This is a genomic window from Mesorhizobium sp. M0207 (genome assembly GCF_040321995.1).
In the GTDB taxonomy this organism is placed as follows: Bacteria; Pseudomonadota; Alphaproteobacteria; order Rhizobiales; family Rhizobiaceae; genus Mesorhizobium.
On sequence record NZ_JAMYSQ010000019.1, the window covers coordinates 37157 to 60909 of the forward strand.

The following is a 23753-nucleotide window of genomic DNA, read 5'->3' on the forward strand; positions in this document are numbered from 1 at the left end:
GCGACCGTTGAACGCAAGGAATCTGTGCCGATGTTGAACAGACGAACGCTGCTTGCGCAGACCGCCGGCTTTGCCGTCATGGGGCTTTCGCTCGGCAAGGCAGCGGCGAAAAACCTGCCAAGCATCGAGAAAGCCGCGATGCGTGGCGCGATCAACGCGACCGAGCTCGGCGTCCGGCCCGGTGCGCTTGACGATCAGAGCAAGGCTTTCACCAAGCTGCTGCGCGACGCGCACGACCGCGACATGCCGGTGTTCCTGCCGCCGGGGATCTATATCGTTTCCAACCTGTCGCTGCCCGGCCGCGTGCGCCTGTCCGGCGTGCCGGGCGCATCGCGGATCGTCTATGGCGGCAATGGCCATCTCATCATGGCCGAACGGGCCGAGCACATCGAACTCAGTGGGCTGGTGTTCGATGGCCGCAAACGCTGGATGGGCGACTACACGCAAGGCCTGCTCGATCTGCGCCGCATCGCCCATCTGGTCGTCGACAATTGCCAGCTTACCGGCAGCGGCAAGAACGGTCTGGCGCTCGAGCACGCCTCGGGCCGCATCGAGCGCTTGGAGATTTCCGGTGCGGCCGATGCCGGCATCTATTCGGTCGAGGCCGATGGCCTGGAAATATCAGGCAATAGCGTCTCCGACTGCGCCAATGGCGGCATTCTCGTGCACCGCTGGCAGGCGGCTGAAGACGGCACCATCGTCAGCGGCAACCGGATCGAGCGCATCCAGGCGCGCAGCGGCGGAACCGGCCAGAACGGCAACGGCATCAATGCGTTCCGCGCCGGCAACGTCATCATCTCCGGCAATATTGTCTCGGACTGCGCGTTCTCGGCGATCCGCGCCAACAGTTCCAGCAATTTGCAGATCACCGGCAACACCTGCTCGCGTTCGGGCGAGACGGCCGTGTATTCCGAATTCTCGTTCGAAGGCGCCGTCATCGGCAACAACATCGTCGATGGCGCCGCGAACGGTATTTCGATCGTCAATTTCAATGAGGGCGGCCGCATGGGCGTGTGCTCCGGCAACATCGTCCGCAATCTGTCGACCAGCGGCCCCTACCCTGCCGACGCGCCCGGCTTCGGCGTCGGCATCAGCGTCGAGGCCGACACCACCGTTTCCGGCAACGTCATCGAGAATGCGCCGCTCTACGGCATGCAGATCGGCTGGGGACCGTTCATGCGCAATGTGGTCGCCACGGGAAACATCGTCCGCAAGGCCGGAACCGGCATCGCCGTCAGCGTGGTTGAAGGTGCCGGAACGGCAATCATCTCCGACAATGTCATCGACCGAGTCCAGAACGGCGCGATCGTCGGCCAACGCTGGGCCGAGCGAGTGACCGGTGACCTCGCCGCATCAGGCAATGCCGGCTACGCGCATTTGACCGTCGAGCGCAACCACGTCAGTTGAGGGTGGCCGTCGGCCGGAGCGCACCGACTCTGGCACCGATCCGGCTCTCGATAGGCGGATTTGCCTGTTCGGTCAGTTTCGCAGCGAGCGCCTGGTCGGCGTGCAGCAGCTTAGCCAGCACGGCCGCGACCATCACTTCAGCGGCGCGGCCGGCGCCATCGTCGCACTTCAGCGCGATGCCAAGGCCAAGCTCCGGAAGGGTTGCACAAAAAACACCTTCGGCGCCTCCCTTGACGAAAATCCGGCCCGGCGCGGCCTCCATCATCGCGACATCGGACCTGCCCGTGCCGGCGACGAAAAACGGCTCGGCCATGCAGGCGGAAAGCAGCCGCTTCGCCGCCCGGGCGCGCATCGGCTCGAACCCGGCACCTGTCGCCATGCGGGCAAAGCCAAGGGCAAAGCTGCGCAGGGGCACGGCATAGGTCGGAATCGAGCAGCCGTCGGTGCCGCGGTGATCGGCGTCATGGGCAGCACCGGTCACCGCCTGCATCGCTTCGCGCACCATCTCCTGCGAGGCGTGGCCAGCCTTGACGTAACCACGATGGGCGATGCCGCTGTGAACGCAGGTGCAGAGAAAGCCCGAGTGCTTGCCGGAACAATTGTTGTGCAGCGCGTTCGGCACGCTGCCGGCGCGGGCAAGTGCCAGGGTCGCTCCATGGCTCGAAGGCCAATGCGCGCCGCATTCGAGTGCCGTCTCGTCCAAGCCGGCCTTCGCCAGCATGGCGCGCGCCAGCTCGACATGTGGCGGCTCGCCGGAATGCGAGGCGCAGGCCAGCGCCAGCTCCCGATCACCGAAGCCGTAGGCATCGGCAGCGCCGCTCTCGACCAGCGGCAGCGCCTGGATCGCCTTGACCGCCGAACGCGGGAACACCGGTTGTGCCGTGTCGCCGATCTCCCAGACAGGCTTGCCGTCGGCGTCGAAGACGGCAACAGCGCCGCGATGAGCACTCTCGACGATTGCGCCGCGCAAGACTTCGACCAGAACCGGATTTGCCATGTCACCTCCCGCGAATGCGGGCGGGTTTATCTGATCCGGTCGAGAATGGAAACGTAGTTGGCGACCGCGGCACCGCCCATGTTGAAGATGCCGCCGAGTTTTGCTCCCGGCACCTGGATGCCGCCCGCCTCGCCGACAAGCTGCATGGCGCTCAGCACATGCATCGATACGCCGGTGGCACCGATCGGGTGGCCCTTGGCCTTCAGTCCACCGGACGGATTGACCGGCAGCCTTCCATTTTTCGCCGTCTCGCCATCCAGGGCCAGCTTGGCGCCCTCGCCCGGCTTTGCCAGGCCCATCGCCTCATACTCGATCAGTTCGGCGATGGTGAAACAGTCATGCGTCTCGACGAAGGACAGGTCGCCGAGCGTCACGCCCGCCTGCTTCAGCGCCTGGTTCCAGGCCTGCTCGCAGCCTTCGAAGGCGAGAATGTCGCGCTTCGACATCGGCAGGAAATCCTGCACATGCTCGTTGGCGCGGAAGGCGACGGCGCGGCGCATCTTCAGCGCCGTGGCCGTGTCGGCAAGGACAAGCGCGGCGGCACCGTCCGACACCAGCGAGCAGTCTGTGCGCTTCAGCGGACCGGCGACGAAGGGGTTTTTTTCGCTTTCCTGCCGGCAGAACTCGTAGCCGAAATCCTTGCGCATCTGCGCGTAGGGATTGTCGACGCCGTTCTTGTGGTTTTTGGCGGCGATCATCGCCAGCGCATCCGACTGGTCGCCGTAGCGCTGGAAATAGGCTTGGGCGATCTTGCCGAAGACGCCGGCGAAACCTGCCGGCGTGTTGCCGTCCTCCGGCAGATACGAGGCCTTGAGCAGGTTCTTGCCGATCTCGGGACCGGGCGTCGTCGTCATCTGCTCGGCGCCGACCACCAGCACGATACGGGCGGCATTGGCGTCGATGGCGCGGATGCCTTGCCTGACCGCCGCCGAGCCGGTGGCGCAGGCGTTCTCGACGCGGGTCGCAGGCTTGAAGCGCAGCCGGTCGTCTGCCTGGAGGACCAGGCTCGCGGTGAAATCCTGGGCGGAAAACCCGGCGTTGAAGTGGCCGAGCACGATCTCGTCGACGTCATCCGGACCGATGCCGGCATGATCGAGCGCCTCGACTGCCACCTTGGTGATCAGGCCCTCCAGCGTCTCGCCTTCGAGCTTGCCGAAGCGCGAATGCGCCCAACCGACGATGCATGCTGTCATGGCGATCTCCATCCTGTGGACCCGGGCTACGCGATACTTGCAGCGCGCCTCAGCATTGTTCAAGCATGAACCGTTCCGCCGGCTTCGTGAAGGGGCCAGAACCGCACAATCGCTTGATCTTGATCATCTGGTCATAGTGCCTGGCTTTTGCCAGCAAATCAGGCCGGATTTTTGTTGATTGATGCGTCAATAAAAAATAATCTTGCCCCAACAGGCCGGAGCAAGAATGCCGAAACTCGGAATGGAGCCGTTGCGCCGCAGGGCGCTAATCGATGCAACGATCTCGGCGATCGGCGAGCGCGGTTCGCTTGATGTGACGATGTCGGAAATCGCCGGGCGCGCCGGCGTGTCCTCGGCGCTTGCCCACCATTATTTCGGCGTCAAGGACGAATTGCTGTTGGCGACGATGCGGCACATCCTGAGCGAGCTCACCGCCGATACGCGCCGTGCACTTCGCGCGGCCGGCACGGCGCGCCAGCGCGTCTCGGCGGTGGTCGCGGTCAATTTCTCCGACATCCAGTTCCAGCCCGAAACGATCGCCGCCTGGCTCGCCTTCTATGTCGAGGCGCAGAAATCGGCAGCGCTTCGACGGCTGCTCAAGGTCTATGCGCGGCGGCTGCATTCCAATCTGCTCAGCGGGCTGGCCGGGATCCTGCCGAGAAGCGAGGCCGACCGGGTCGCCGAAGCGACGGCGGCGCTGATCGACGGGCTCTATATCAGGCGCGCGCTGAAAGACGGTGTTCCCGATGCCGCGACCGCGATCGCACTGGTCGAGGACTATCTCGAAACGAAGCTCAGCGGACGGCAGAAGCAGTGACATCCAAGCGACCCAACATCCTGATCGTCATGGTCGATCAGCTCAACGGAACGCTGTTTCCGGATGGGCCGGCGGACTTCCTGCACGCGCCGCATCTGAAGGCGCTCGCCGCGCGTTCGGCGCGTTTTTGCAACAATTACACGGCCTCGCCGCTCTGCGCGCCGGGCCGCGCCGCATTCATGAGCGGCCAGTTGCCGTCACGCACCGGGGTCTATGACAACGCCGCCGAATTCGCGTCTTCGATCCCGACCTTTGCCCATCATCTGCGCGCCGCCGGTTATCACACCTGCCTCTCCGGCAAGATGCATTTCGTCGGGCCGGACCAATTGCACGGTTTCGAGGAGCGGCTGACCACCGACATCTATCCGGCCGATTTCGGCTGGACGCCCGACTATCGCAAACCCGGCGAGCGCATCGACTGGTGGTATCACAATCTCGGCTCCGTCAGCGGCGCCGGTACTGCTGAGATCACCAACCAGCTGGAATATGACGACGAGGTCGCCTTCCATGCCGTGCAGAAGCTTTATGATTTTGCCCGCGTCTCCGACGATGCCGCACATCGGCCCTGGTGCTTGACGGTTTCTTTCACCCATCCGCACGATCCTTACGTCGCACGGCGGCAATACTGGGACCTCTACGAGGATTGCCCGGCGCTCGAGCCTGAGGTCGGCTTCATTCCTTACGACAGGCAGGACCCGCATTCGCAGCGGCTCTACCGCGCCAGCGACTATGACAGGTTCGACATCACCGCTGAGCAGATACGCCGCGCACGGCGCGGCTATTTCGCCAACATCTCATATCTCGACGACAAGCTCGGCGAGCTGCTGTCGGTGCTCGAGCGCACGCGCATGCTCGACGACACGATCATCCTGTTCTGCTCGGATCACGGCGACATGCTCGGCGAGCGCGGCCTGTGGTTCAAGATGTGCTTCTTCGAAGGTTCGGCGCGGGTGCCGCTGATGATCGCCGGCAAAGGCATCGCCGCCGGGCTGATCGACACGCCGGTCTCCAACCTCGACGTGACGCCGACGCTTTGCGACCTCGCCGGCATCGACATCAGCGCGATTGCGCCGTGGACCGACGGCCAGTCGCTGCTGCCGCTGCTGAATGGAAAGAAGCGCTCCGCGCCGGTGCTGATGGAATATGCCGCCGAAGGCTCGAACGCGCCGATGGTGGCGCTGCGCGAGGGCCGTTACAAATTCATCCATTGCGAGATCGATCCGCCGCAACTGTTTGATCTTGAATCGGATCCGCTGGAATCGACCAACCTCGCCGCCGATCCGGCCAATGCGGCTTTGGTGACCGCTTTCTCCGACAAGGTGCGGGCGCGCTGGGACATGGCGGCGTTCGATGCAGCGGTGCGTGCCAGCCAGGCACGCCGCTGGGTAGTCTACCCGGCGCTGCGCAACGGCACCCATTATCCCTGGGAATTCCAGCCGCTGCAGAAGGCATCGGAGCGCTACATGCGCAACCACATGAACCTCGACCTGCTCGAAGAGCAGAAGCGCTTTCCGCGAGGCGAATGATGGCAGATAGTCTCGTCCCCTCGCTCGACCATCTCAGGCAGGCCTATGCCGTCACCTCCAAGGCGACGCAGGTCACGCCGCTCCTGGAATCGGCGGCACTTGCCCGCGAGACCGGCGCCGCCCGCGTCTTCGTCAAGGCCGAATCGCTGCAATGGGCAGGATCGTTCAAGGTGCGCGGCGCCTACTGGCGGCTGAAGAAGCTCTCGCCTGACGAAACCAAAAAGGGCGTCGTCGCCTACTCCTCCGGCAATTTTGCGCAGGGGCTAGCGGCGGCTGGCCAAGCCCTTGGCATTCCCGTCACCATCGTCATGCCGATCGACGCGCCGGCCGCCAAACGCGATGCCACGTCAGGGTATGGCGCGCGCGTGGTGCTGACTGACCATGGCGAACGCGCGCGTGAGGAAGTCGCCGCCGCCAGAGCGCGTGAGATCGCCGCGAGCGATGGCTTGGCGCTGCTGCACCCGTTCGACGATCCGGAGATCGTCGCCGGCCAGGCCGGCGCCGGACTGGAGGCACTCGACCAGCTCGCCGCCAGGCAAGTGGAGGCCGATGGCTTGTTCTGTTCGGTCGGCGGTGGCGGGCTGATCGGTGGCGTTTCGCTGGCCTTCCACTATCTGTCGCCCGCCACGGAGATCATCGGCGTCGAGCCGGAAGGTTTTGACGGCATGGGCTCGTCGCTCGCGCATGGCGCCATCGAAACCATGCCGATCGGACCGAAATCGATCTGCGACGGGCTGATGTCGCGGCGGCCCGGCGACGCGCCGTTCGCAGCGGTGAAGGCCGCCGGCGTTCGCGGCGTCACCGTCGACGATGCTTCGGTGCGGCGCGCCATGCGCCTCGCCTTCGAGCGGCTGAAGCTGGTGCTCGAGCCATCCGGCGCTGCCTCGCTGGCGGCGGTGCTCGGCGGCAAGGTCGACATAACCGGCAAGACCGTTCTGGTGATGGCAACCGGCGGCAACGTCTCGCTGGCCGATTTCATTGCGCATATGAACCACGGGCGCGCATGAACCATGCTTGAAGCGGATTTCGTCATCATCGGCTCCGGCTCGGCCGGCTCGGCCATGGCCTACCGGCTGTCGGAGGACGGTAAGCATTCGGTGATCGTCATCGAATATGGCGGCAGCGATATCGGGCCGCTGATCCAGATGCCGTCGGCGCTGTCGATCCCGCTCAATATGAGCCTTTACGACTGGGGCTTCGCCAGCGAGCCGGAGCCGCATCTCGGCGGCCGCGTGCTGGCGACGCCGCGCGGCAAAGTCATCGGAGGCTCATCCTCGATTAACGGCATGGTCTATGTGCGCGGCCATGCCCGCGACTTCGACCATTGGGCCGAACAGGGCGCGACCGGCTGGGGCTTTGCCGATGTGCTCCCGTACTTCAAGCGCATGGAGGACAGCAATGGCGGCGAGAATGGCTGGCGCGGCCACGGCGGCCCGCTGACTGTGCAGCGCGGCTCGAGGACGAACCCACTCTACGGCGCCTTCGTCGAGGCAGGCCGTCAGGCCGGTTTCGAGCTGACCGACGACTATAACGGCGCGAAGCAGGAAGGCTTTGGGCCGATGGAGCAGACCATCCGCGGCGGCCGTCGCTGGTCGGCCGCGAGCGCCTATCTGAGGCCGGCGCTGAGGCGGAAAAATGTCAGCCTGGTCAAGGGTTTCGCCCGGCGGGTAATTATCGAGAATCAACGCGCCACCGGCGTCGAGATCGAAGTGCGCAAACGGATTCAGATGGTCAGAGCGCGGCGCGAGGTGATCGTTGCCGCGTCCTCGATCAACTCGCCCAAGATCCTGATGCTGTCCGGCATCGGCCCCGGCCAGCACCTTAGGGAGAACGGCATCCCGGTGATCGCCGACCGGCCCGGAGTCGGCCGCAATCTGCAGGACCATATGGAACTTTACATCCAGCAGGAATCGACAAAGCCGATCACGCTGAACTCCGTCTTGAACCCGTTCTCGAAGGCGCTGATCGGGGCACAATGGCTGTTCTTCAAGTCCGGCCTCGGCGCCACCAATCATTTCGAGGCGGCCGCCTTCGTACGCTCGCGCGCCGGCGTCGACTATCCCGATATCCAGTATCATTTCATCCCGGCCGCGGTCCGCTATGACGGCAAGGCGGCGGCCAAGGCGCACGGCTTCCAGGCGCATGTCGGGCCGATGCGGTCGAAGTCGCGCGGTTCGGTCACGCTGCGCTCGCCCGATCCCAAATCGAAGCCGGTGATCCGCTTCAACTACATGTCGCATCCGGACGACTGGACGGAGTTCCGCCACTGCATCCGGCTGACCCGCGAGATCTTCGGGCAGGCGGCCTTCGATTCGTACCGCGGCAAGGAACTGTCGCCAGGTTCACATGTGCAATCGGATGAGGAGCTCGACGCCTTCATCCGCGACCACGTCGAAAGCGCCTATCACCCGTGCGGCACCTGCAAGATGGGCCGTGCCGACGATGCGATGAGCGTCGTCGATCCAGAATGCCGCGTCATTGGCGTCGAAGGGCTTCGGGTCGCCGATTCCTCGATCTTCCCGCGCGTCACCAATGGCAATCTCAACGCTCCGTCGATCATGACCGGCGAGAAGGCCGCCGACCACATTCTCGGGCGTACGCCGCTGCCACCTTCCAACCAGGAACCATGGATCAATCCGCGCTGGCAGGTGTCGGACAGATAGGCCATGATCCGGCGGACGCATATTCCGCATGCCGCGACAAGACGATTTGGAGAACAGTCATGCGCGCCCAGCCAACGGCATCGCATTATGTCAACGGCCGCTATATCGACGACGAGCGCGGCTCAGCGCTGCCGGTTATCTATCCGGCAACCGGCGAGACCATCGCCATGCTGCGCTCGGCGACGCCGAACGTGCTGGAGCTCGCGATCGAGGCGGCGCGTGCAGCACAACCGGCCTGGGCGCGGCTGAAGGCGGTCGAACGCGGCCGCATCCTGCGCCGCGCCGCCGACATTTTGCGCGCGCGCAATGCCGATCTGGCGCGCATCGAGACGCTGGATACCGGTAAGCCTATCCAGGAGACGCTGGTTGCGGACGCCCCGTCGGCGGCCGACTGCCTGGAATATTTCGGCGGCGCGGTCGCCGCCTTTAATGGCGAGGCCGTGGATCTCGGCGGACCCTTTGCCTATACCAGGCGCGAGGCGCTCGGCGTTTGCGTCGGCATCGGCGCCTGGAACTATCCGATCCAGATCGCCGGCTGGAAATCCGCACCCGCCCTCGCCATGGGCAATGCGATGGTTTTCAAACCATCGGAAAACACGCCGCTATCAGCGCTGGCGCTCGCCGAAATCTATACCGAGGCCGGGCTGCCCGACGGGCTGTTCAACGTGGTGCAGGGTTTTGGCGATGTCGGCGCCGGCCTTGTCGGCCACAATGTCGTCGCCAAGGTCTCGGTGACCGGCTCGGTGCCAACCGGCCGCAAAGTGCTGTCGCTCGCCGGCTCAAAGATGAAGCACGCGACGATGGAGCTCGGCGGCAAGTCGCCGCTGATCGTCTTCGAAGACGCCGACCTCGAAAATGCCATCGGCGGCGCGATGCTCGGCAATTTCTATTCGACCGGCCAGATCTGCTCCAACGGCACGCGGGTCTTCGTGCAGAGCGGCATCCATGACCGTTTCGTCGAGAGGCTGACCGAACGGACGAAGAAAATCCGCATCGGCGATCCGCTCGATCCGGACACGCAGATGGGGCCGCTGGTCTCGAAGGCGCAACACGACAAGGTCGTCTCATACATAGAGGCCGGCAAGCAGGATGGCGCGGTGCTCGCCTGCGGCGGCAATGTGCCTTCGCTGCAGGGTTTCCAGGATGGCTTCTTCGTCGAGCCGACGGTGTTCACCGGTGTCACCGACACGATGCGCATCGCCCGCGAGGAGATTTTCGGGCCGGTTATGAGCGTGCTGAAGTTTGACAGCGAGGACGAGGTGATCGAGCGCGCCAACGACACCGAATTCGGCCTCGCCGCAGGCGTGTTCACGCGAGACCTGGCGCGCGCCCATCGTGTCATCGCCGAACTGCAGGCCGGCACCTGCTGGATCAACGCCTACAATCTGACGCCGGTCGAAATCCCCTTCGGCGGCTTCAAGCAATCCGGCATCGGCCGCGAGAATTCGCTCGCGGCACTGGCGCTCTATTCGCAGCTGAAGTCGGTCTATGTCGAGACCGGGGATGTCGCCAGCCCGTACTGATCCTTGGGCGCCGTGCCGTCCAGATACTGCGTCAGCGCGCAGACGAGATGATAGAAGATGCTGGCCGGCACCTCGCTCGCCAAGGAGCGGCCACGCTCGTCGATGCGGTCGATCCACAGGCCGAGCGGCGCCGGATTGATGTGCCAGCGGAACAGCCGGCCGACCCGTGCTTCGATCTCCGGCTTCAGGTCGGGACCGCCCGAACCGTCCAGCGCGATCGCCGCCTTGATCGCTTCGGCCTGCGGCCAGCTGCGCGAGACGCGGTCGAGCGGCAGGCCTTGCCGCGAGACGGCGCCGTAGGCGAGGCCCGTGGCGCGGTTCAGGCCATTGGCGATCGCCGACGCGTAGAGCTTCCGCGCAAGGCCGGTCAAGCCGCTCTGGCCGCTGCGGCCGGCGAAGTCGACCAGCAGCGAGGCCCATTCGAAATGATGGCCGGGTTCGGTCCACGTGCCCTTCTCACCAGGGGTCGGCCGCCATTCATGGTCGAAATACTCACCCAGCGTCCAGCTTTCCGGGTCGAAGAAATGGCTGCGAAACAGATCGACGATGCGCGCGGCGCGACGAAGATGGGCGCGCTCGCCGGTCGCCTGATGCCAGGCCAGGAATGCCTCGAGCAGATGCATGTGCGGGTTGGAGCGGCGCTCGCCCTCGCCGCTCGAGGTCTCGCGGAAGCCGGTCAGGCGTTCGTCCTCGAGATGCGCGTCGATGAACGCAAAGGTCTCCTGGCCAAGTCGCAACGCATCGGGATTGCCGCACATATGGGCATGTGCCAGCGCCAGGAGCACGCAGGAATGGTCATAGGCATCCTCGGCGGCGTCGGCGACGGTGCCGTCGACGTTGAGCGTGCGTACCCAGCCGCCATTGTCGGTACGTCCGTGCCTGGCCATGAATTCGAGGCCGTGGCTGATCAGCCGATCGGCCGGGCCGTTCCAGCCGCGCGCCTTGGCGACGGCGAAGGCGTAGATCTGCCTGGCCTGCGTGCGCATGCGCTTGGGTTTCATCAGAGGGGCGGCATCGAAGCCGAGCGCCTCGTGGAACCCGCCGTGGCGCTCATCGACGCCGACCGTCGACCACAACGGCACCGTCTCCTCGAACAGCCAATGGTGCACGCGGCGCTGCCAGGCGCCGCTTTCGATGACGCGGTCGTCGGCGGGCGTGAACCTGGTCTCAAGGCGGCCGCTTTTTTCGAGCTGCTCGACGATCTTCTTGACGTTCTGGCTGTGGCTGACCGGGGCGACGAAAGTGGCGTCGGCGGTCGACACGATGGCGACGTCCTTCAGGCCTATGGCCGACAGCAGGCGGCCGTCGCTGCGGATATAGGAGTTCTCGCAATCGATGGCGACGACATCGCCGACGATGACATTGCCCTGCGTGTCGGAGGGGCCGACGTCGAGCAGCGATTGCCAGGAGCCGAGATCGTTCCAGCGAAAGCCGGCCGGCACCATGGCGATGCCGCTGGCGCGCTCCATGATCGCATAGTCGATCGATGTCGATGGGATGGCGGCATAGAGATCCAGAGGCATGTAGAGGCCGGAAAGATCCGATGTCGCAGCCTGGTAGGCAGCCTCTGTGGCGCTCCAGATGTCGGGCTGGAAGGCCATGAACGCGTCGCGCATGGCACTTGCGCGAAACAGGAAGATGCCGGTGTTCCAGTAGAAATTGCCAGCCTTGAGATAGCTCTGCGCCGTGGCGAGATCGGGTTTTTCGACGAAACGCGAGACATCGCAGATGCCATCGCGCTCGCCGGCCACCTCGATGTAGCCGTAACCGGTCTCGGGTTGGGCCGGCTTGATGCCGAACACCACCAGCCTGCCTTGGCGCGCGGCCGCCGTGCCGGCCTCGATGCTCCGCCAGAATTGCTGTGGCGTCGCGATCTCATGATCGGACGGCACCACCAGCACCAGGCTATCGCCGAATTCCGACAGCGTGCGCAGGCTTGCCAAAGCGACGGCCGCGGCAGTATTGCGTCCGGTCGGCTCGAACAGCGGGCCGCCGCCGGAAAGCTCGTGACCGGCAATGTCGGCATGAACGCGGTCGGCATGCCTTTCCGAGGCAATCAGGAAAACCGGCGTTTCGCCTTCCGGCCGCGCGGTTAGCCGGCGCAGCGTCTTGGCCAGCATTGAGCCGTCGCCCGAGAAATCATGGAACTGCTTGGGATTGTCCTCGCGCGACAACGGCCACAGCCGCGAGCCGACGCCGCCGCTCATCACAAAACTGACGATCCGTTCGATCATGAAAACAAGCCCCGCGTTCAAAAAGTCTGATTGTAGGCGCCGACTTCGGGGCTGCGGCGCAGCACCGCATCGACGGCTTCGAACATCTGCCGCCGCCGCTCGGACGATACCGGGCTCTCCACCACCACCACAAGCTCCGGCTTGTTCGATGATGCCCGCACCAACCCCCATGTACCATCCTCCGCCACGACCCTGACGCCGTTGACGGTGATCAGTTCGCCTATCTTCTGGCCGGCGAAGACCGTGCCCTCGTCCTTCATCTTGCGAAAGTCGCCTACGACGCGCTCGACGACGCCGTATTTGAGCTCGTCGGCGCAGTGTGGCGACATGGTCGGCGTGCCAAAGGTCAGCGGCAGATCGCGATAGAGGTCAGCCATGCTGCTTTGCGGGCTGCGATCCAGCATCTGGCAGATGGCGATGGCCGTGACCAGGCCATCGTCATAGCCGCGGCCGATCGGAGGATTGAAGAAGAAGTGGCCCGATTTCTCAAAACCGGCGACAGCGCCGAGTTCGGCCACGCGCCGCTTGATATAGGAGTGACCGGTTTTCCAATAGTCGGTGACCGCGCCATTTTCCCGCAACACCTTGTCAGTCATGAACAATCCGGTCGACTTGACGTCGACGACGAAAGTCGAGCCGGGATAGAGGTGCGAAATGTCGCGCGCCAGCATGACGCCGACCTTGTCGGCGAAGATCTCGTTGCCTTCATTGTCGACCACGCCGCAGCGATCGCCGTCGCCGTCGAAGCCTAGCCCGACATCGGCGCCCGTTTCCAGCACCTTGTCGCGAATGGCGTGCAGCATCTGCATGTCTTCGGGGTTGGGATTGTAATTGGGAAACGTATGATCGAGCTCGACGTCGAGCGGGATGACCTCGCAGCCGATACTTTCCAGTGCCTCGGGAGCGAAAGCCCCGGCGGTGCCGTTGCCGCAGGCGGCCACCACCTTGAGCTTCCTGGAGATACGCTTTCCCGCGGTCAGATCGTCAAGGTAGGTTTTGCGGAAATCCGCAACGAAGGCGTAGGAGCCACCACCGACAAGGTCGAAATCGCCTGACAGCACGATCGCCTTCAGCGCGCTCATCTCCTCCGGACCGAAGGTCAGCGGACGCGCCGCGCCCATCTTGACGCCGGTCCAGCCATTCTCGTTGTGTGAGGCAGTGACCATGGCGACGGACGGCGTGTCGAGCGCGAACTGGGCGAAATAAGCCATCGGCGACAGGGCAAGCCCGACATCCTTGACCCGTGCGCCGGCCGCCATCAGCCCGGAAACCAGCGCCAGCTTGATGGCAAGCGAATAGGAGCGGAAATCGTGACCGGTGACGATGTCGGGTCCGGCACCCAGGCGACGGATCAGCGTGCCGAGCCCCATGCCGAGCGCCTGGACGCCGATTAGATTGAGTTCCGGCGTTTCGTTCGAGCCGGGATGGCCGAACCACCAGCGCGCATCATATTCGCGAAACCCGGACGGCATGACGAGCGCCGAGGTTTCGAACTCGAATGTGTTTGGTCTGGCATCGCTAACGATCTTCATCGACAAGGCTGCAAACTCCAGGCGGCTGAATCAGGTGCTTCGAGGCAAGTGGACGGTTACCCAGATGCCCTTTAAGCCGTGTTTGTGCGACAGGAAACTGAAACCTGTATGACGTGGCGGCGAAAGCGAAAGAAATGCGACAGAAGCGCTGCCATTGGCGCTTGCAGTAACCAAACTCGGCGGCTATAAGCCCGCGGTCTGGTCACGGAGTGTAGCGCAGCCTGGTAGCGCACATCGTTCGGGACGATGGGGTCGCAGGTTCAAATCCTGCCACTCCGACCAGAAAAAACATTGTCCAACCCGGGAGGCAATGGCTCAGGGCTCGTAGGGGCTCTTCCAAGTTGCGCCTGTACATTCGACAAAAAGAGGTTTGGCCGAGGAGAGGCTACGCGGTGCCCGCAGTGGCATCGGATCGCGGCTATTGCTAACGCATGTTCGTCACCGAAAAAAGCGAGATTTCCAAGGCACCGGAAACCTCCCCCGCTTCGAAACGCCAAATCGTCCCGTGAAGGCCGGCGTGAGATTTACACCTCAGTTGCAACCGGAACATGGGATAACCCGAGCCACCATTTTGATGCGGCTGTCAGCTACCCTCCGGGAATGCACCAAGACTCGTCGTCCGGCGGGAAAGCCAAGCCGGCGCGATTCTGCGCCGCCTTTCGCAAGTCTTTGCATCTCACGGCACTATCGTCCATTTTGCTTGTTGCAAAGCCGGTCTTGTCGCCTCTTCTAGTGATCCCCGTCCGCAGGACGAACAACTTCGGAGCAAAAAAGGGGACCATTGTGACGACCCATCATCATGCCCGCACGGGAGCGGTGTCTAGCGCTTCAGGTATGCTGCGCCCTCAACTCGGGCCTGCCGCCGCAGGCAAATATCAGCGCCCGATCTCCAGGGCCGATGCCCGCCGCCTGACTGTCGGTGACATCCTCGCCGCCTATACCGAAGCACGCCAGGCCAAGATTGCCGGTCGCAAGGAATTTCTCGCCAGGATGCGTTTTCTGAACGAATTCTTCGGCACCGAGCCGGTCGCCAACATCAATGGAGATCGCTGCCGCGCCTATGTCGAGCACCGTTCGCGCGAGCGCAATCGGGTAGAGCGTGAGCGAATCGCCAAGCTCAACGCTGCGGCGATGGAGACCCGCCGTGGGTTACTCCCGGCGTGGCGAGACAAGGACTTTACATCAGGCCCGCGTCGCGATCTTGAGGACCTCCGCTCGGCGATCAACTTTTGGGCCAAGGAATACGGTCTCGATCCGAAGCCGTCCGTCACCTTGCCAGACAAACCAGCAGCGCGCGAGCGCTGGCTGACGCGCGAGGAAGCAGCGGGACTGCTGCGCGCGGCATTGCGGCTGCGCCGGAAGCACGGTCAGTACGCTCATCTCTGCCGCTTTATCATTGTGGGGCTCTACACTGGCTGCCGACATCGTTCAATCCTGCAACTCAATTGGGACGGCAAGGCCGCAGAAGCTTGGCCGGACCTAGGCCGCGGCGTGCTCTATTGCAAAGACCAGCACGCGAAAAAAAGCAAGAAATGGCGTCCGCCGACGCGACTGCCGTCACGGCTGATCGCCCATATGCGCCGCTGGAAGCGTATCGATTGCGACTGCGGGCCGGTCGTCCATGACAGCCTGGGCGAACCGACAAAGCGCATCGAGAAGGCGTTCCGCACCTGCCGCGTGGAAGCCGGGCTCGGCGACGATGTCACCCCGAATGTGCTTCGCTATACCCGCGCCATGTGGCCTGTGCTGTGCGACGTCGACATGTGGCGGATCGCCAGCAAGGCTATGCGCTCAGGCGAAATCGCGTGACGTCGATGGCCGCGGCCATCAGTGTCTGTGTGTAGGTTGCCTGCGGATTGCCGAAGATCGCCTCGGCCGGTCCCTCCTCGACGATCTTGCCTTGCTTCATGACGATGATGTAGTCGGCCATGGCGCGCACGACGGCGAGATCGTGGCTGATGAACAGATAGGACAGTTCGTGGTCGGCCTGCAGCTTGCGCAGCAATTCGACGATCTGTTTCTGCACGGACCGGTCCAGCGCCGAGGTCGGCTCGTCCAGCACCACCACTTTCGGCTTGAGGATCATGGCGCGCGCAATGGCGATGCGCTGCCGCTGACCGCCGGAGAATTCGTGCGGATAGCGGTTGCGCGTGTTCGGGTCGAGCCCGACTTCGAGCAAGGCATCGACCGCGCGGAGATCGCGCTGCCTGCCCGACAGATTGGGCTCGTGGACCAGGAGCCCCTCGGTGATGATCTGGCCGACGGTCATGCGTGGCGACAGCGAGCCGAACGGATCCTGGAAAACCAGCTGCAATTCGCGCCGCAGCGGCCGCATCGCCTGGCGGTCGGCGTGGGAAATGTCGCGGTCACCAAGCCGGATGATACCGTCGCTGGGCAGGAGCCGCAGCAAGGCGCGGCCGAGCGTCGATTTCCCCGAGCCGGATTCGCCGACGATGCCGATCGTCTGGTTGCGCTTCAGCCGTATCGAAATGTGATCGACGGCGCGCAGCAGCAGCGGCTCGCCGCCAAGAAATCCGCCGCCGATCTTGAAGGTCACCTCGACGTTCCTGCCTTCAAGCAGGACAGGGGCATTCGGAGGCGGCGGCGCCTTGGTGCCGGTCGGCTCGGCGGCAAGTAGCATCTTGGTGTAGCCGTGCTGCGGGTTGGCGAAGATCGCTTCCGCCTCGCCCTCCTCGACCACCTCGCCATAGCGCATCACATAGACCCGATCGGCAAAGCGCCGGACGATGCCGAGATCGTGGGTGATGAAGACGATCGCCATGCCGAGCTTGCGCTGCAATTCGGCGAGCAGCATGAGGATCTGCGCCTGGATGGTGACGTCGAGCGCGGTCGTCGGCTCGTCGGCGATCAGTATGTCGGGGTCGTTGGCCAGCGCCATGGCGATCATGACGCGCTGGCGCTGACCGCCCGACAACTCGTGCGGATAGGATTTCATCCGCCGCTCCGGATCGGGAATATGGACCAGCCGCAGCAGCTTGAGCGCCTCCTCGCGCGCCGCGGCGGCGCCAAGTCCGCGATGCTTGCGGATCGGCTCGATCAGCTGGTTGCCGATCGAATAAAGCGGGTCTAGCGACGTCATCGGCTCCTGGAAGATCATGCTGATCTTGCGGCCGCGGATCTTGTTGAGCTCGGGTTTGCTCAAGGTCAAAAGATTGCGGCCGCGATAATCGACTGTGCCGCTGGCTTCGCCGTTCGAGGCGAGCAGGCTCATCGCCGCCATCATCGTCTGGCTCTTGCCGGAACCGGATTCGCCGACGACGGCGACGGTTTCGCCTGATTTGACGTGGATATTGATGCCCTTCACCGCCTCCACCACACCGTCGAGGGTGCGGAAGCGGACGCGAAGGTCCTTGACGCTGAGGATGGTATCGGAAGCAGCCATCTCAACGATCCTTCGGGTCGAGCGCGTCGCGCAGCCCATCTCCGACGAAATTCAGCGCGAACAGCGTGGAGACGAGAAAGAAGGCCGGGAACAGAAGCAGCCAGTTGGCCGAGCCGATGTTCTGGGCGCCAACCGAGATCAGCACGCCCCAGCTGGTCATCGGCTCCTGGACGCCGAGCCCGAGGAACGACAAAAAACTCTCCAGGATAATGACCTGCGGCACCAGCAGCGTCATGTAGATCACCACCGGCCCGAGCAAATTGGGGATCACATGGCGCAGCAGAATGCCGCGCTGGCCGACGCCCATCGCCTCCGCCGCCTGGACATATTCCTGCCGGCGGATCGACAGCGCTTGTCCGCGCACGATGCGCGCCATGTCGAGCCACAGCACCGCGCCGACCGCCAGGAACATCAGCACGAAGTTCCTGCCGAAAAACACCACCAGCATGATGACGAAGAAGATGAACGGCAAAGAATAAAGCACGTCGACGACACGCATCATCACCTCGTCGACCCTGCCGCCGGCAAGACCGGCGGTGGCGCCGTAGAGCACGCCGATGACCACGGCCACAATGCCGGCAAGCAGGCCGATGGCCAGCGATATGCGCCCGGCCATCAGCGTTCTGGACAGGAGATCGCGGCCGGTATTGTCGGTGCCGAACAGGAAATATTGCTGCTTGATTGAGGCACTCATCACCATTTCGAGACCGTCCGGCGATTTGCTCTCGATCTTTGTGTCATCAAAGGTATCGGAACGATCAAGGTAGCGAATGTTGCGGTCGTCGATCGGCTTGGACGATTTGACGGTAACGAACACACGGCTGCCCTCCTGCCGCCACTCCTTGATGTCGACGCGCATACGCCTGATCGCCTCATCGAGAGCGCCTTCGATCATGTCGGACTTCGGATAGGCGGAGAAGCTCGGCGGCGTACGGACATAGTCGGCATAGATGGTGGTGTATTGGTGCGGCACGAAAGAGGGCCCAAACACGCTGATGACGGCGATGAAGGCAAGATAATAGAGGCTGAACATGGCCGCGCGATTTGCCTTGAGGCGCGCCCAGGCGTCACCCCACAGGGACCGGCCGACGACCGGTGCGGCAACTGCGATATCAGTCATAGCGCACCCTCGGATCGACGACCCCATAGAGGACGTCGACGATCAGGTTGAAGACAATGGTGAAGAGCGCGATGACCACCACCGTCCCCATCACCAGCGTGTAGTCGCGGTTGAGTGCAGCAACGACAAAATGGCGGCCGATGCCCGGGATAGAGAAGATGGTCTCGACGATGACCGAGCCGGTGAGAAGGGCTGCGGCTGCCGGACCGGTGAAGGAGACGATCGGCAGGATGGCGCCGCGCAGCGCATGCTTGACGACGACCGACCAGTCGGACAGGCCGAGAGCGCGCGCGGTGCGGATGTGATGCGAGTGCAGCGATTCGATCATCGAGCCGCGCATCAGGCGGGCAACGATGGCGATCTGCGGCAGAGCGAGCGTCAGTACCGGGCCGACCTTGTTGATGAGGGCTCCATCGCCCCAGCCGCCGATCGGCAGCAGCTTCCAGGTCAATCCGAATACAAGCTGGATTATCGGGGCGATGACGAAGGTTGGTATGGTGCTGCCGGCGGTCGCCAGCGCGATCACCGAATAGTCGGCAAGCTTGTTCTGGTTGAGCGCGGCAACAGTGCCGAGCACGCTGCCGAGGAGCAGCGCCAGAACGAGCGCCGAAGCGCCAAGTTGGATCGAGATCGGCAGGCCTTCCCTGAACAACTCGCCGACGGTGAAATCCGGCATGTTGTAGCTGGGGCCGAAATTGCCGCGCAGAAGATTGCCTAAATAATGGAGGTACTGCAGCCAGAGCGGGTCGTTGAGCCCGAACTGGGCTTCGAGATTGGCCCTGATCTCGGGGCTCAGGCCCCGCTCCTGGTTGAACGGGCCGCCCGGCGCGACGCGTATCAGGAAGAACGCTATAGTCACGATGACGAACAGCGTCGGGATGGCGGTCAGGAGCCGCCGGAAAACGAATCGCAGCATCGATGCCCCGCTTGATCCAGAGCAGCGCGCGTCCGGCTGGACGATTGCGCTCTAGCCTTCAAATTTTCGCACCGACATTGTCGAAAATCGAGTCCGGTTCCCGGGCCGATGCGATGGCAAACCGGCGCCGCCGCGCATTGAGTCGCGCGGCGGCCTGGCTAAGGGATCAGTCCTTGCTGATGAAGCGGGACGGATGGATGTCCATCACATTGTCGTCGAAGCCGTGCAGCTTCGAGGAAACGATGTCGTGGTAGCTGTAGTAGAGAAGCGGGATCTCGCCGACGTCGTCGACGAGGATGCGCTCGGCCTCGGCGAGCTCCTTCATGCGCTGTTCGGGCTTGCCGCCGGCGGCGGCGGCCTTGTCCATGGCCGCCTCGAATTTCGGGCTGTTATAGCTCGAATAATTGTTGCCGCTGGCCTTGCGAGATATGCCGAGGAAGGTTTCCGGGTCCTTGTAATCGGCGATCCAGGCGGCACGCGCCACATCGTAGTCGCCCTTCTGCTCGAGGAAGGAGTAGTGGGTCTTGGTGTCGGTGTTGAGCAGCGTGACCTCGACGCCAAGCGGCTTCAACTGTTCCTGGATGGCGACAGCGGTGTTCTTGTGGTTTTCAGAGGTGTTGTAGCGGATCTGCATCTTCAACGGATGCTCGGGTGTATAGCCGAGTTTCTCGAGGATCTTCTTGGCAGCGTCCTCGCGGTCGATCTGCGGCATGTCGGCGTATTTGGCCAGTGCCGGCGTGTAGCCCTGGATACCCGGAGGGACCATCGAATAGCCGGGCAGCATCGAATTCTGCCAGACTTTTTCAGCGAGGAAGTCGCGATCGATCGCCATCGAGATAGCGTTGCGCAGTTCGACGTTGTCCCAAGGCGCCTTGTCGGTCTTGATCGCGTAATAGTAGATGCCGAGATATGGCCCGACACGGACCTGGTCGCCGAATTTGGTCTTGAGATCGGCGAGCTGTTCGGTCGGCAGGTCACCGTAACTGTCGAATTCGCCGGCCTCGAAGCGCTTCATCGCCGACGAGCGATCCTCGGTCGGGATGTAGTTGACCACGTCCAACTTGACGCTGGCGGCGTCCCAGAATTTCGGATTCTTGACCAGCTTCAGATGGTCGTTGGGAATCCACTCTGCCGCTGTAAAGGCCCCGTTCGAGACCAGCTTGCCTGCCTTGATCCAGTCGGCGCCAAGCTTTTCGATAGACGCCTTGTTAACTGGATAGGTCGCCTGATGGGTCAGCATCTCCAGGAAGTAAGGCGTTGGCGCCTTGAGCGTGACTTCGAGGGTATTTGCGTCAATCGCCTTGACGCCCATATCCTCCGGCTTGCCCTTCTTGGTGTTGACTTCCTCGGCACCCTTCACTGGATAGAGCATGGAAGCGTATTCCGCAGCGGTGGCCGGATCTTCCAGCCGACGGAACGAATAAACGAAGTCGTCCGCCGTCACCGGGCTGCCATCCGACCAGAGGCCGTCCTTGCGCAGCTTGAAGGTGTAGACAGTGCCGTCGTCGGACACCGTCCAGCTTTCAGCGGCGCCCGGAATGAGATTCGTCTTCTGGTCATGCATCACGAGGCCCTGGAACAGGTCGCGTATGATATCGGCTTCGTAGACCGTCGAGGTCTTGTGCGGATCGAGCGTCTCCGCTTCGGCGGCGGCTCCGCGGTTGTAGACGGTCTCGGCGAAAGCCGGCGTGTAGAACGTACCGGCGGCCAAGACCATGGTCGTGGCGAGTACCGTCGCCTTCAGCACATGTTTCAACATGGAGTTCTCCCTAATGACGTCGCCCTTCGGCCACGTCTCTAAGTGTTGACGCCCCGAAACCGATTGGTTGGTTCCTTTCGAGCGCGCAGCCGGTTCCCTCTCCGGCAGCTGGTGGCCAAACAGTAACGTGGAGATTTTTTATTTCAACAGACTCTCGGGGTCACCCAAAGTAAGGGGGCCGGGGCAGTCGTTTTGCGGGCGGCCAATCAATGGTCGAAACCATGAGTTTGACTGGGTTTCCTGGCCAGAACGCCGATCTGGGAAATAATCTGGCCGATCATTTCAGTTTACCGGAATGTATTAATTGGTTCTTAGGCAACCAAGGGTTACAAATTTCGATGGAATCGGCACATCGACCTTGGGTTCCAACGGGCAAGGGCAATGAACAAGATAGACAGTAATACTGTCGCATTGAAGCGTAAAATATTGCGCCACATACGGACGAATCTACGCAAAATTGGAGAAGAGTCCGGAACTTCCGCGGTCGAGTTCGCCCTGCTTTCCCCAATCTTTATCCTTCTTTTGCTCGGAATGGTTGCGTATGGTATCTATTTTGGTGCAAGCAACTCCTTGCAGCAAATCGCCGCCGATGCCGCCCGCACCGCAATTGCCGGATTGAATCAAACCGAGCGCCAGGCGCTGGTGGCGAGTTTCGTCAAAAACAATGCCAGTGGATACCCGTTTGTCGATTCCGGCAAGCTGACCTATCAGGCGACGGACAGCACGGCCGACGGAAATCAGTTCGTCGTGTCGATCCAGTACGATGCCAGCAACCTGCCGATCTGGAACCTGTTACCAAGCCTTGCGATGCCGCAAACCACGATGTCGCGCAGATCTACCATCAGGATTGGAGGCATTTGAAATGTCGCAGTTCTTGCTGAGGAGCATCGGGCGGATCGCTCGCTCGATGGTTGGCGACAAGAAGGCGAACTTTGCCGTCATGACGGCGCTGACAGCGCCATTCGCGCTGGGGCTGGCTGCCTTCGCTGTCGACGAAGGTTCGATCTACACGGAGCGCAGGGAAGCCCAGGCGATGACCGATCTGGCGGCGATCACCGCGGCGTCGAACATCAACAATATGGAAGCCGCGGCGGTAACCACGCTCAGTGACAACCGAATGCCCGGCATCATTGTTCAAAAGGCAGGTCAGACAATCGTTCCCACGGTTGGCAAAACCGTCGTGTCGGTCACCGGCGGCCGATACTCAGCGGCGTCCTCCGTTGGTGTCGACAAGCGCTTCGAAGCCGGCAAAACGCCTTACAACGCCGTTCGCGTCACTCTGCGAAAAATCCCCGCCCGGTATTTCGCCAGTTCGCTCATCCCTACTCCGGTTGTCGGCACCGAAGCCATTGCCAGCGTGACCCCGCAAGCGATGTTCTCGGTCGGGTCCAGGCTCCTCAGCGTCAATGGCGGCATCCTCAACGCGCTTCTCAGCAAGTTGCTGGGCGCCAACATTTCGCTCAGCGTCATGGACTACAACGCGCTGATCTCGGCCGATGTAAACGTGCTTTCGTTCGTCGATGCCCTTGCCGTACAGTTGCAACTGACAGGTGTCAGCTATTCCGACGTGCTGGCGTCAAAAGCGACGGTAGGCCAGATCGCGACCGCCATGGCCAATGCGTCCGGGTCGGGCAGCGCCAGCAAACTTGTGCTGCAGACGATCGCGTCGAGGGCCACCAACACGGTCAAGATACCCCTCAGTCATCTTATCGATCTTGGCTCGATCGGCAGGCTCGGCCTCGGACAAAAGTCTCCCGGCTTTTCCGTCGACGCAAGCGCGATGGGCATGCTGGGTGCCGCCGCCTCGCTGGCCAATGGCTCAAACCAGGTCCAGGTCGATCTCGGCGCCACTATTCCGGGACTTACCTCCACCACGCTCGCCATCGCCATCGGTGAACCGATGCAATACTCACCCTGGCTGGCCGTCGGGGAAAAAGGCACCGTGGTGCGCACCGCGCAGACGCGCATCAAGCTGGTCACCACAGTGGGCATCGGCAATTCCAATCTCGGCGGCGGCATCAGCCTGCTGTCCGTCAACCTGCCTCTGCATGTCGAAGTCGCCTATGCGGAAGCCAAGCTAACCGACATCAGCTGCCCGACGGGCCGGCCGGATAGCATCAAGGTTTCGATCGCCGCGCAGCCTGGCGTGGCCTCGCTGCACCTTGCCACCAGCGACGCCGACAACAACCCATCGGCCTTCGCCGATTTCAGCAATCCGCAATCGTTCTCCGATGCCACGATTGCCCAGGTGAGCGTGAAGCTTCTGCTGCTTACCCTCAATCTGCTCGATGTGAAGGGTTCTTCATCACTTGCCATCACCAACAACGATCCGACCACATTGACGTTCGACAGCACCGATATCGCCAACAAGACGATTAAAACTGTCACCACAAAAAACCTGACGCAATCACTCACGACATCGCTGGTCAGCGGCCTCTCGCTCTCGGTCAATGCACTGGGCCTCGGGCTGGACGTGACGGCCCTGCTCGGAACGGTTAAGCCGGCGGTGGTAACGGTTCTGAACGGCGTGACGGCGCCGGTCGACGAACTGGTCTATAACGTGCTTGCAGCTGTCGGCGTGCATGTCGGCGAGGCCGATGTGCGGGTTGTCGGCGCGACTTGCGGGCGCTCCGTGCTCGTTCAATGAGATAATGAAATAGAGC

17 protein-coding genes and 1 tRNA gene are annotated in these 23753 nt (G+C 62.9%); 10 read left to right on the forward strand and 8 right to left on the reverse strand.

Features of this window, described 5'->3' with window-relative positions:
- The first annotated feature begins 30 nt into the window (after window positions 1–30).
- Entirely contained in the window at window positions 31–1407 is a 1377-nt protein-coding gene (locus tag NKJ15_RS23030; protein WP_352817734.1) for a TIGR03808 family TAT-translocated repetitive protein, read from the forward strand.
- Here NKJ15_RS23030 and NKJ15_RS23035 read toward each other — a convergent pair.
- Together NKJ15_RS23035 and NKJ15_RS23040 are read right to left on the reverse strand one after the other, a co-directional pair.
- Window positions 1400–2404, reverse strand: coding sequence for an asparaginase (locus NKJ15_RS23035; RefSeq protein WP_352614917.1), 1005 nt, complete (start codon window positions 2402–2404; stop codon window positions 1400–1402). The two genes, NKJ15_RS23030 and NKJ15_RS23035, sit on opposite strands and share 8 nt — an antisense overlap.
- 26 nt (window positions 2405–2430) lie before the next feature.
- Entirely contained in the window at window positions 2431–3597 is a 1167-nt protein-coding gene (locus NKJ15_RS23040) for an acetyl-CoA acetyltransferase (protein WP_352540731.1), read from the reverse strand.
- A gap of 226 nt (window positions 3598–3823) precedes the next feature.
- Between NKJ15_RS23040 and betI the strand changes: the two genes are divergently transcribed.
- From betI to betB, 5 genes are read left to right on the forward strand one after another with little or no spacing between them, the layout of a single operon-like run.
- Window positions 3824–4414 (forward strand): transcriptional regulator BetI, encoded by a 591-nt coding sequence (gene betI, locus NKJ15_RS23045; RefSeq protein WP_352454288.1) that lies wholly within the window; start codon window positions 3824–3826, stop codon window positions 4412–4414.
- Window positions 4411–5940, forward strand: a complete 1530-nt coding sequence (gene betC / locus NKJ15_RS23050) for a choline-sulfatase (RefSeq protein ID WP_352470970.1) — start codon at window positions 4411–4413, stop codon at window positions 5938–5940. Before betI ends, betC begins: the two co-directional genes overlap by 4 nt.
- Complete coding sequence (locus tag NKJ15_RS23055) at window positions 5940–6947, forward strand: threonine/serine dehydratase family protein (RefSeq protein WP_502901210.1); 1008 nt, start codon at window positions 5940–5942, stop codon at window positions 6945–6947. Before betC ends, NKJ15_RS23055 begins: the two co-directional genes overlap by 1 nt.
- A 3-nt stretch (window positions 6948–6950) precedes the next feature.
- Window positions 6951–8603, forward strand: a complete 1653-nt coding sequence (gene betA / locus NKJ15_RS23060) for a choline dehydrogenase (RefSeq protein WP_352470968.1) — start codon at window positions 6951–6953, stop codon at window positions 8601–8603.
- 59 nt (window positions 8604–8662) lie between these two features.
- Window positions 8663–10126 carry a betaine-aldehyde dehydrogenase gene (gene betB / locus NKJ15_RS23065; protein ID WP_352540730.1) on the forward strand — a complete coding sequence of 488 codons (1464 nt, stop codon included), beginning with the start codon at window positions 8663–8665 and terminating at the stop codon, window positions 10124–10126.
- On the opposite strand, the gene NKJ15_RS23070 is transcribed toward betB, so the two are convergent.
- The gene (locus tag NKJ15_RS23070) at window positions 10090–12360 is read right to left on the reverse strand and encodes an AGE family epimerase/isomerase (protein ID WP_352540729.1); all 2271 of its coding nucleotides are present in this window, start codon (window positions 12358–12360) and stop codon (window positions 10090–10092) included. The genes betB and NKJ15_RS23070 overlap by 37 nt on opposite strands.
- Before the next feature lie 17 nt (window positions 12361–12377).
- Window positions 12378–13892: a phosphomannomutase/phosphoglucomutase gene (locus NKJ15_RS23075; RefSeq protein WP_502906634.1), complete on the reverse strand. Its 1515-nt coding sequence runs from the start codon at window positions 13890–13892 to the stop codon at window positions 12378–12380.
- Between the two features lie 205 nt (window positions 13893–14097).
- On the opposite strand from NKJ15_RS23075, the gene NKJ15_RS23080 reads away from it, so the two are divergent.
- Both NKJ15_RS23080 and NKJ15_RS23085 read left to right on the forward strand, forming a co-directional pair.
- A tRNA-Pro gene (locus NKJ15_RS23080) sits at window positions 14098–14174 on the forward strand.
- A gap of 9 nt (window positions 14175–14183) precedes the next feature.
- Window positions 14184–15701 (forward strand): site-specific integrase, encoded by a 1518-nt coding sequence (locus NKJ15_RS23085; protein WP_352817743.1) that lies wholly within the window; start codon window positions 14184–14186, stop codon window positions 15699–15701.
- Here NKJ15_RS23085 and NKJ15_RS23090 read toward each other — a convergent pair.
- The 4 genes from NKJ15_RS23090 to NKJ15_RS23105 form a co-directional block, all read right to left on the reverse strand.
- Complete coding sequence (locus NKJ15_RS23090) at window positions 15676–17295, reverse strand: ABC transporter ATP-binding protein (protein WP_352817746.1); 1620 nt, start codon at window positions 17293–17295, stop codon at window positions 15676–15678. The two genes, NKJ15_RS23085 and NKJ15_RS23090, sit on opposite strands and share 26 nt — an antisense overlap.
- A 1-nt stretch (window position 17296) precedes the next feature.
- Complete coding sequence (locus NKJ15_RS23095; protein ID WP_352817747.1) at window positions 17297–18415, reverse strand: ABC transporter permease; 1119 nt, start codon at window positions 18413–18415, stop codon at window positions 17297–17299.
- A complete protein-coding gene (locus NKJ15_RS23100; protein WP_352470962.1) occupies window positions 18408–19331 on the reverse strand; it encodes an ABC transporter permease subunit in 924 nt (307 codons plus the stop codon). The genes NKJ15_RS23095 and NKJ15_RS23100 overlap by 8 nt, the downstream gene beginning before the upstream one ends.
- 166 nt (window positions 19332–19497) lie before the next feature.
- Window positions 19498–21090: a peptide ABC transporter substrate-binding protein gene (locus NKJ15_RS23105; RefSeq protein WP_352614906.1), complete on the reverse strand. Its 1593-nt coding sequence runs from the start codon at window positions 21088–21090 to the stop codon at window positions 19498–19500.
- 381 nt (window positions 21091–21471) lie between these two features.
- On the opposite strand from NKJ15_RS23105, the gene NKJ15_RS23110 reads away from it, so the two are divergent.
- Together NKJ15_RS23110 and NKJ15_RS23115 are read left to right on the forward strand one after the other, a co-directional pair.
- Window positions 21472–21951 (forward strand): TadE family protein, encoded by a 480-nt coding sequence (locus NKJ15_RS23110; protein WP_084641571.1) that lies wholly within the window; start codon window positions 21472–21474, stop codon window positions 21949–21951.
- A gap of 1 nt (window position 21952) precedes the next feature.
- Window positions 21953–23737: a pilus assembly protein TadG-related protein gene (locus NKJ15_RS23115; protein ID WP_352490799.1), complete on the forward strand. Its 1785-nt coding sequence runs from the start codon at window positions 21953–21955 to the stop codon at window positions 23735–23737.
- Window positions 23738–23753 lie beyond the last annotated feature (16 nt).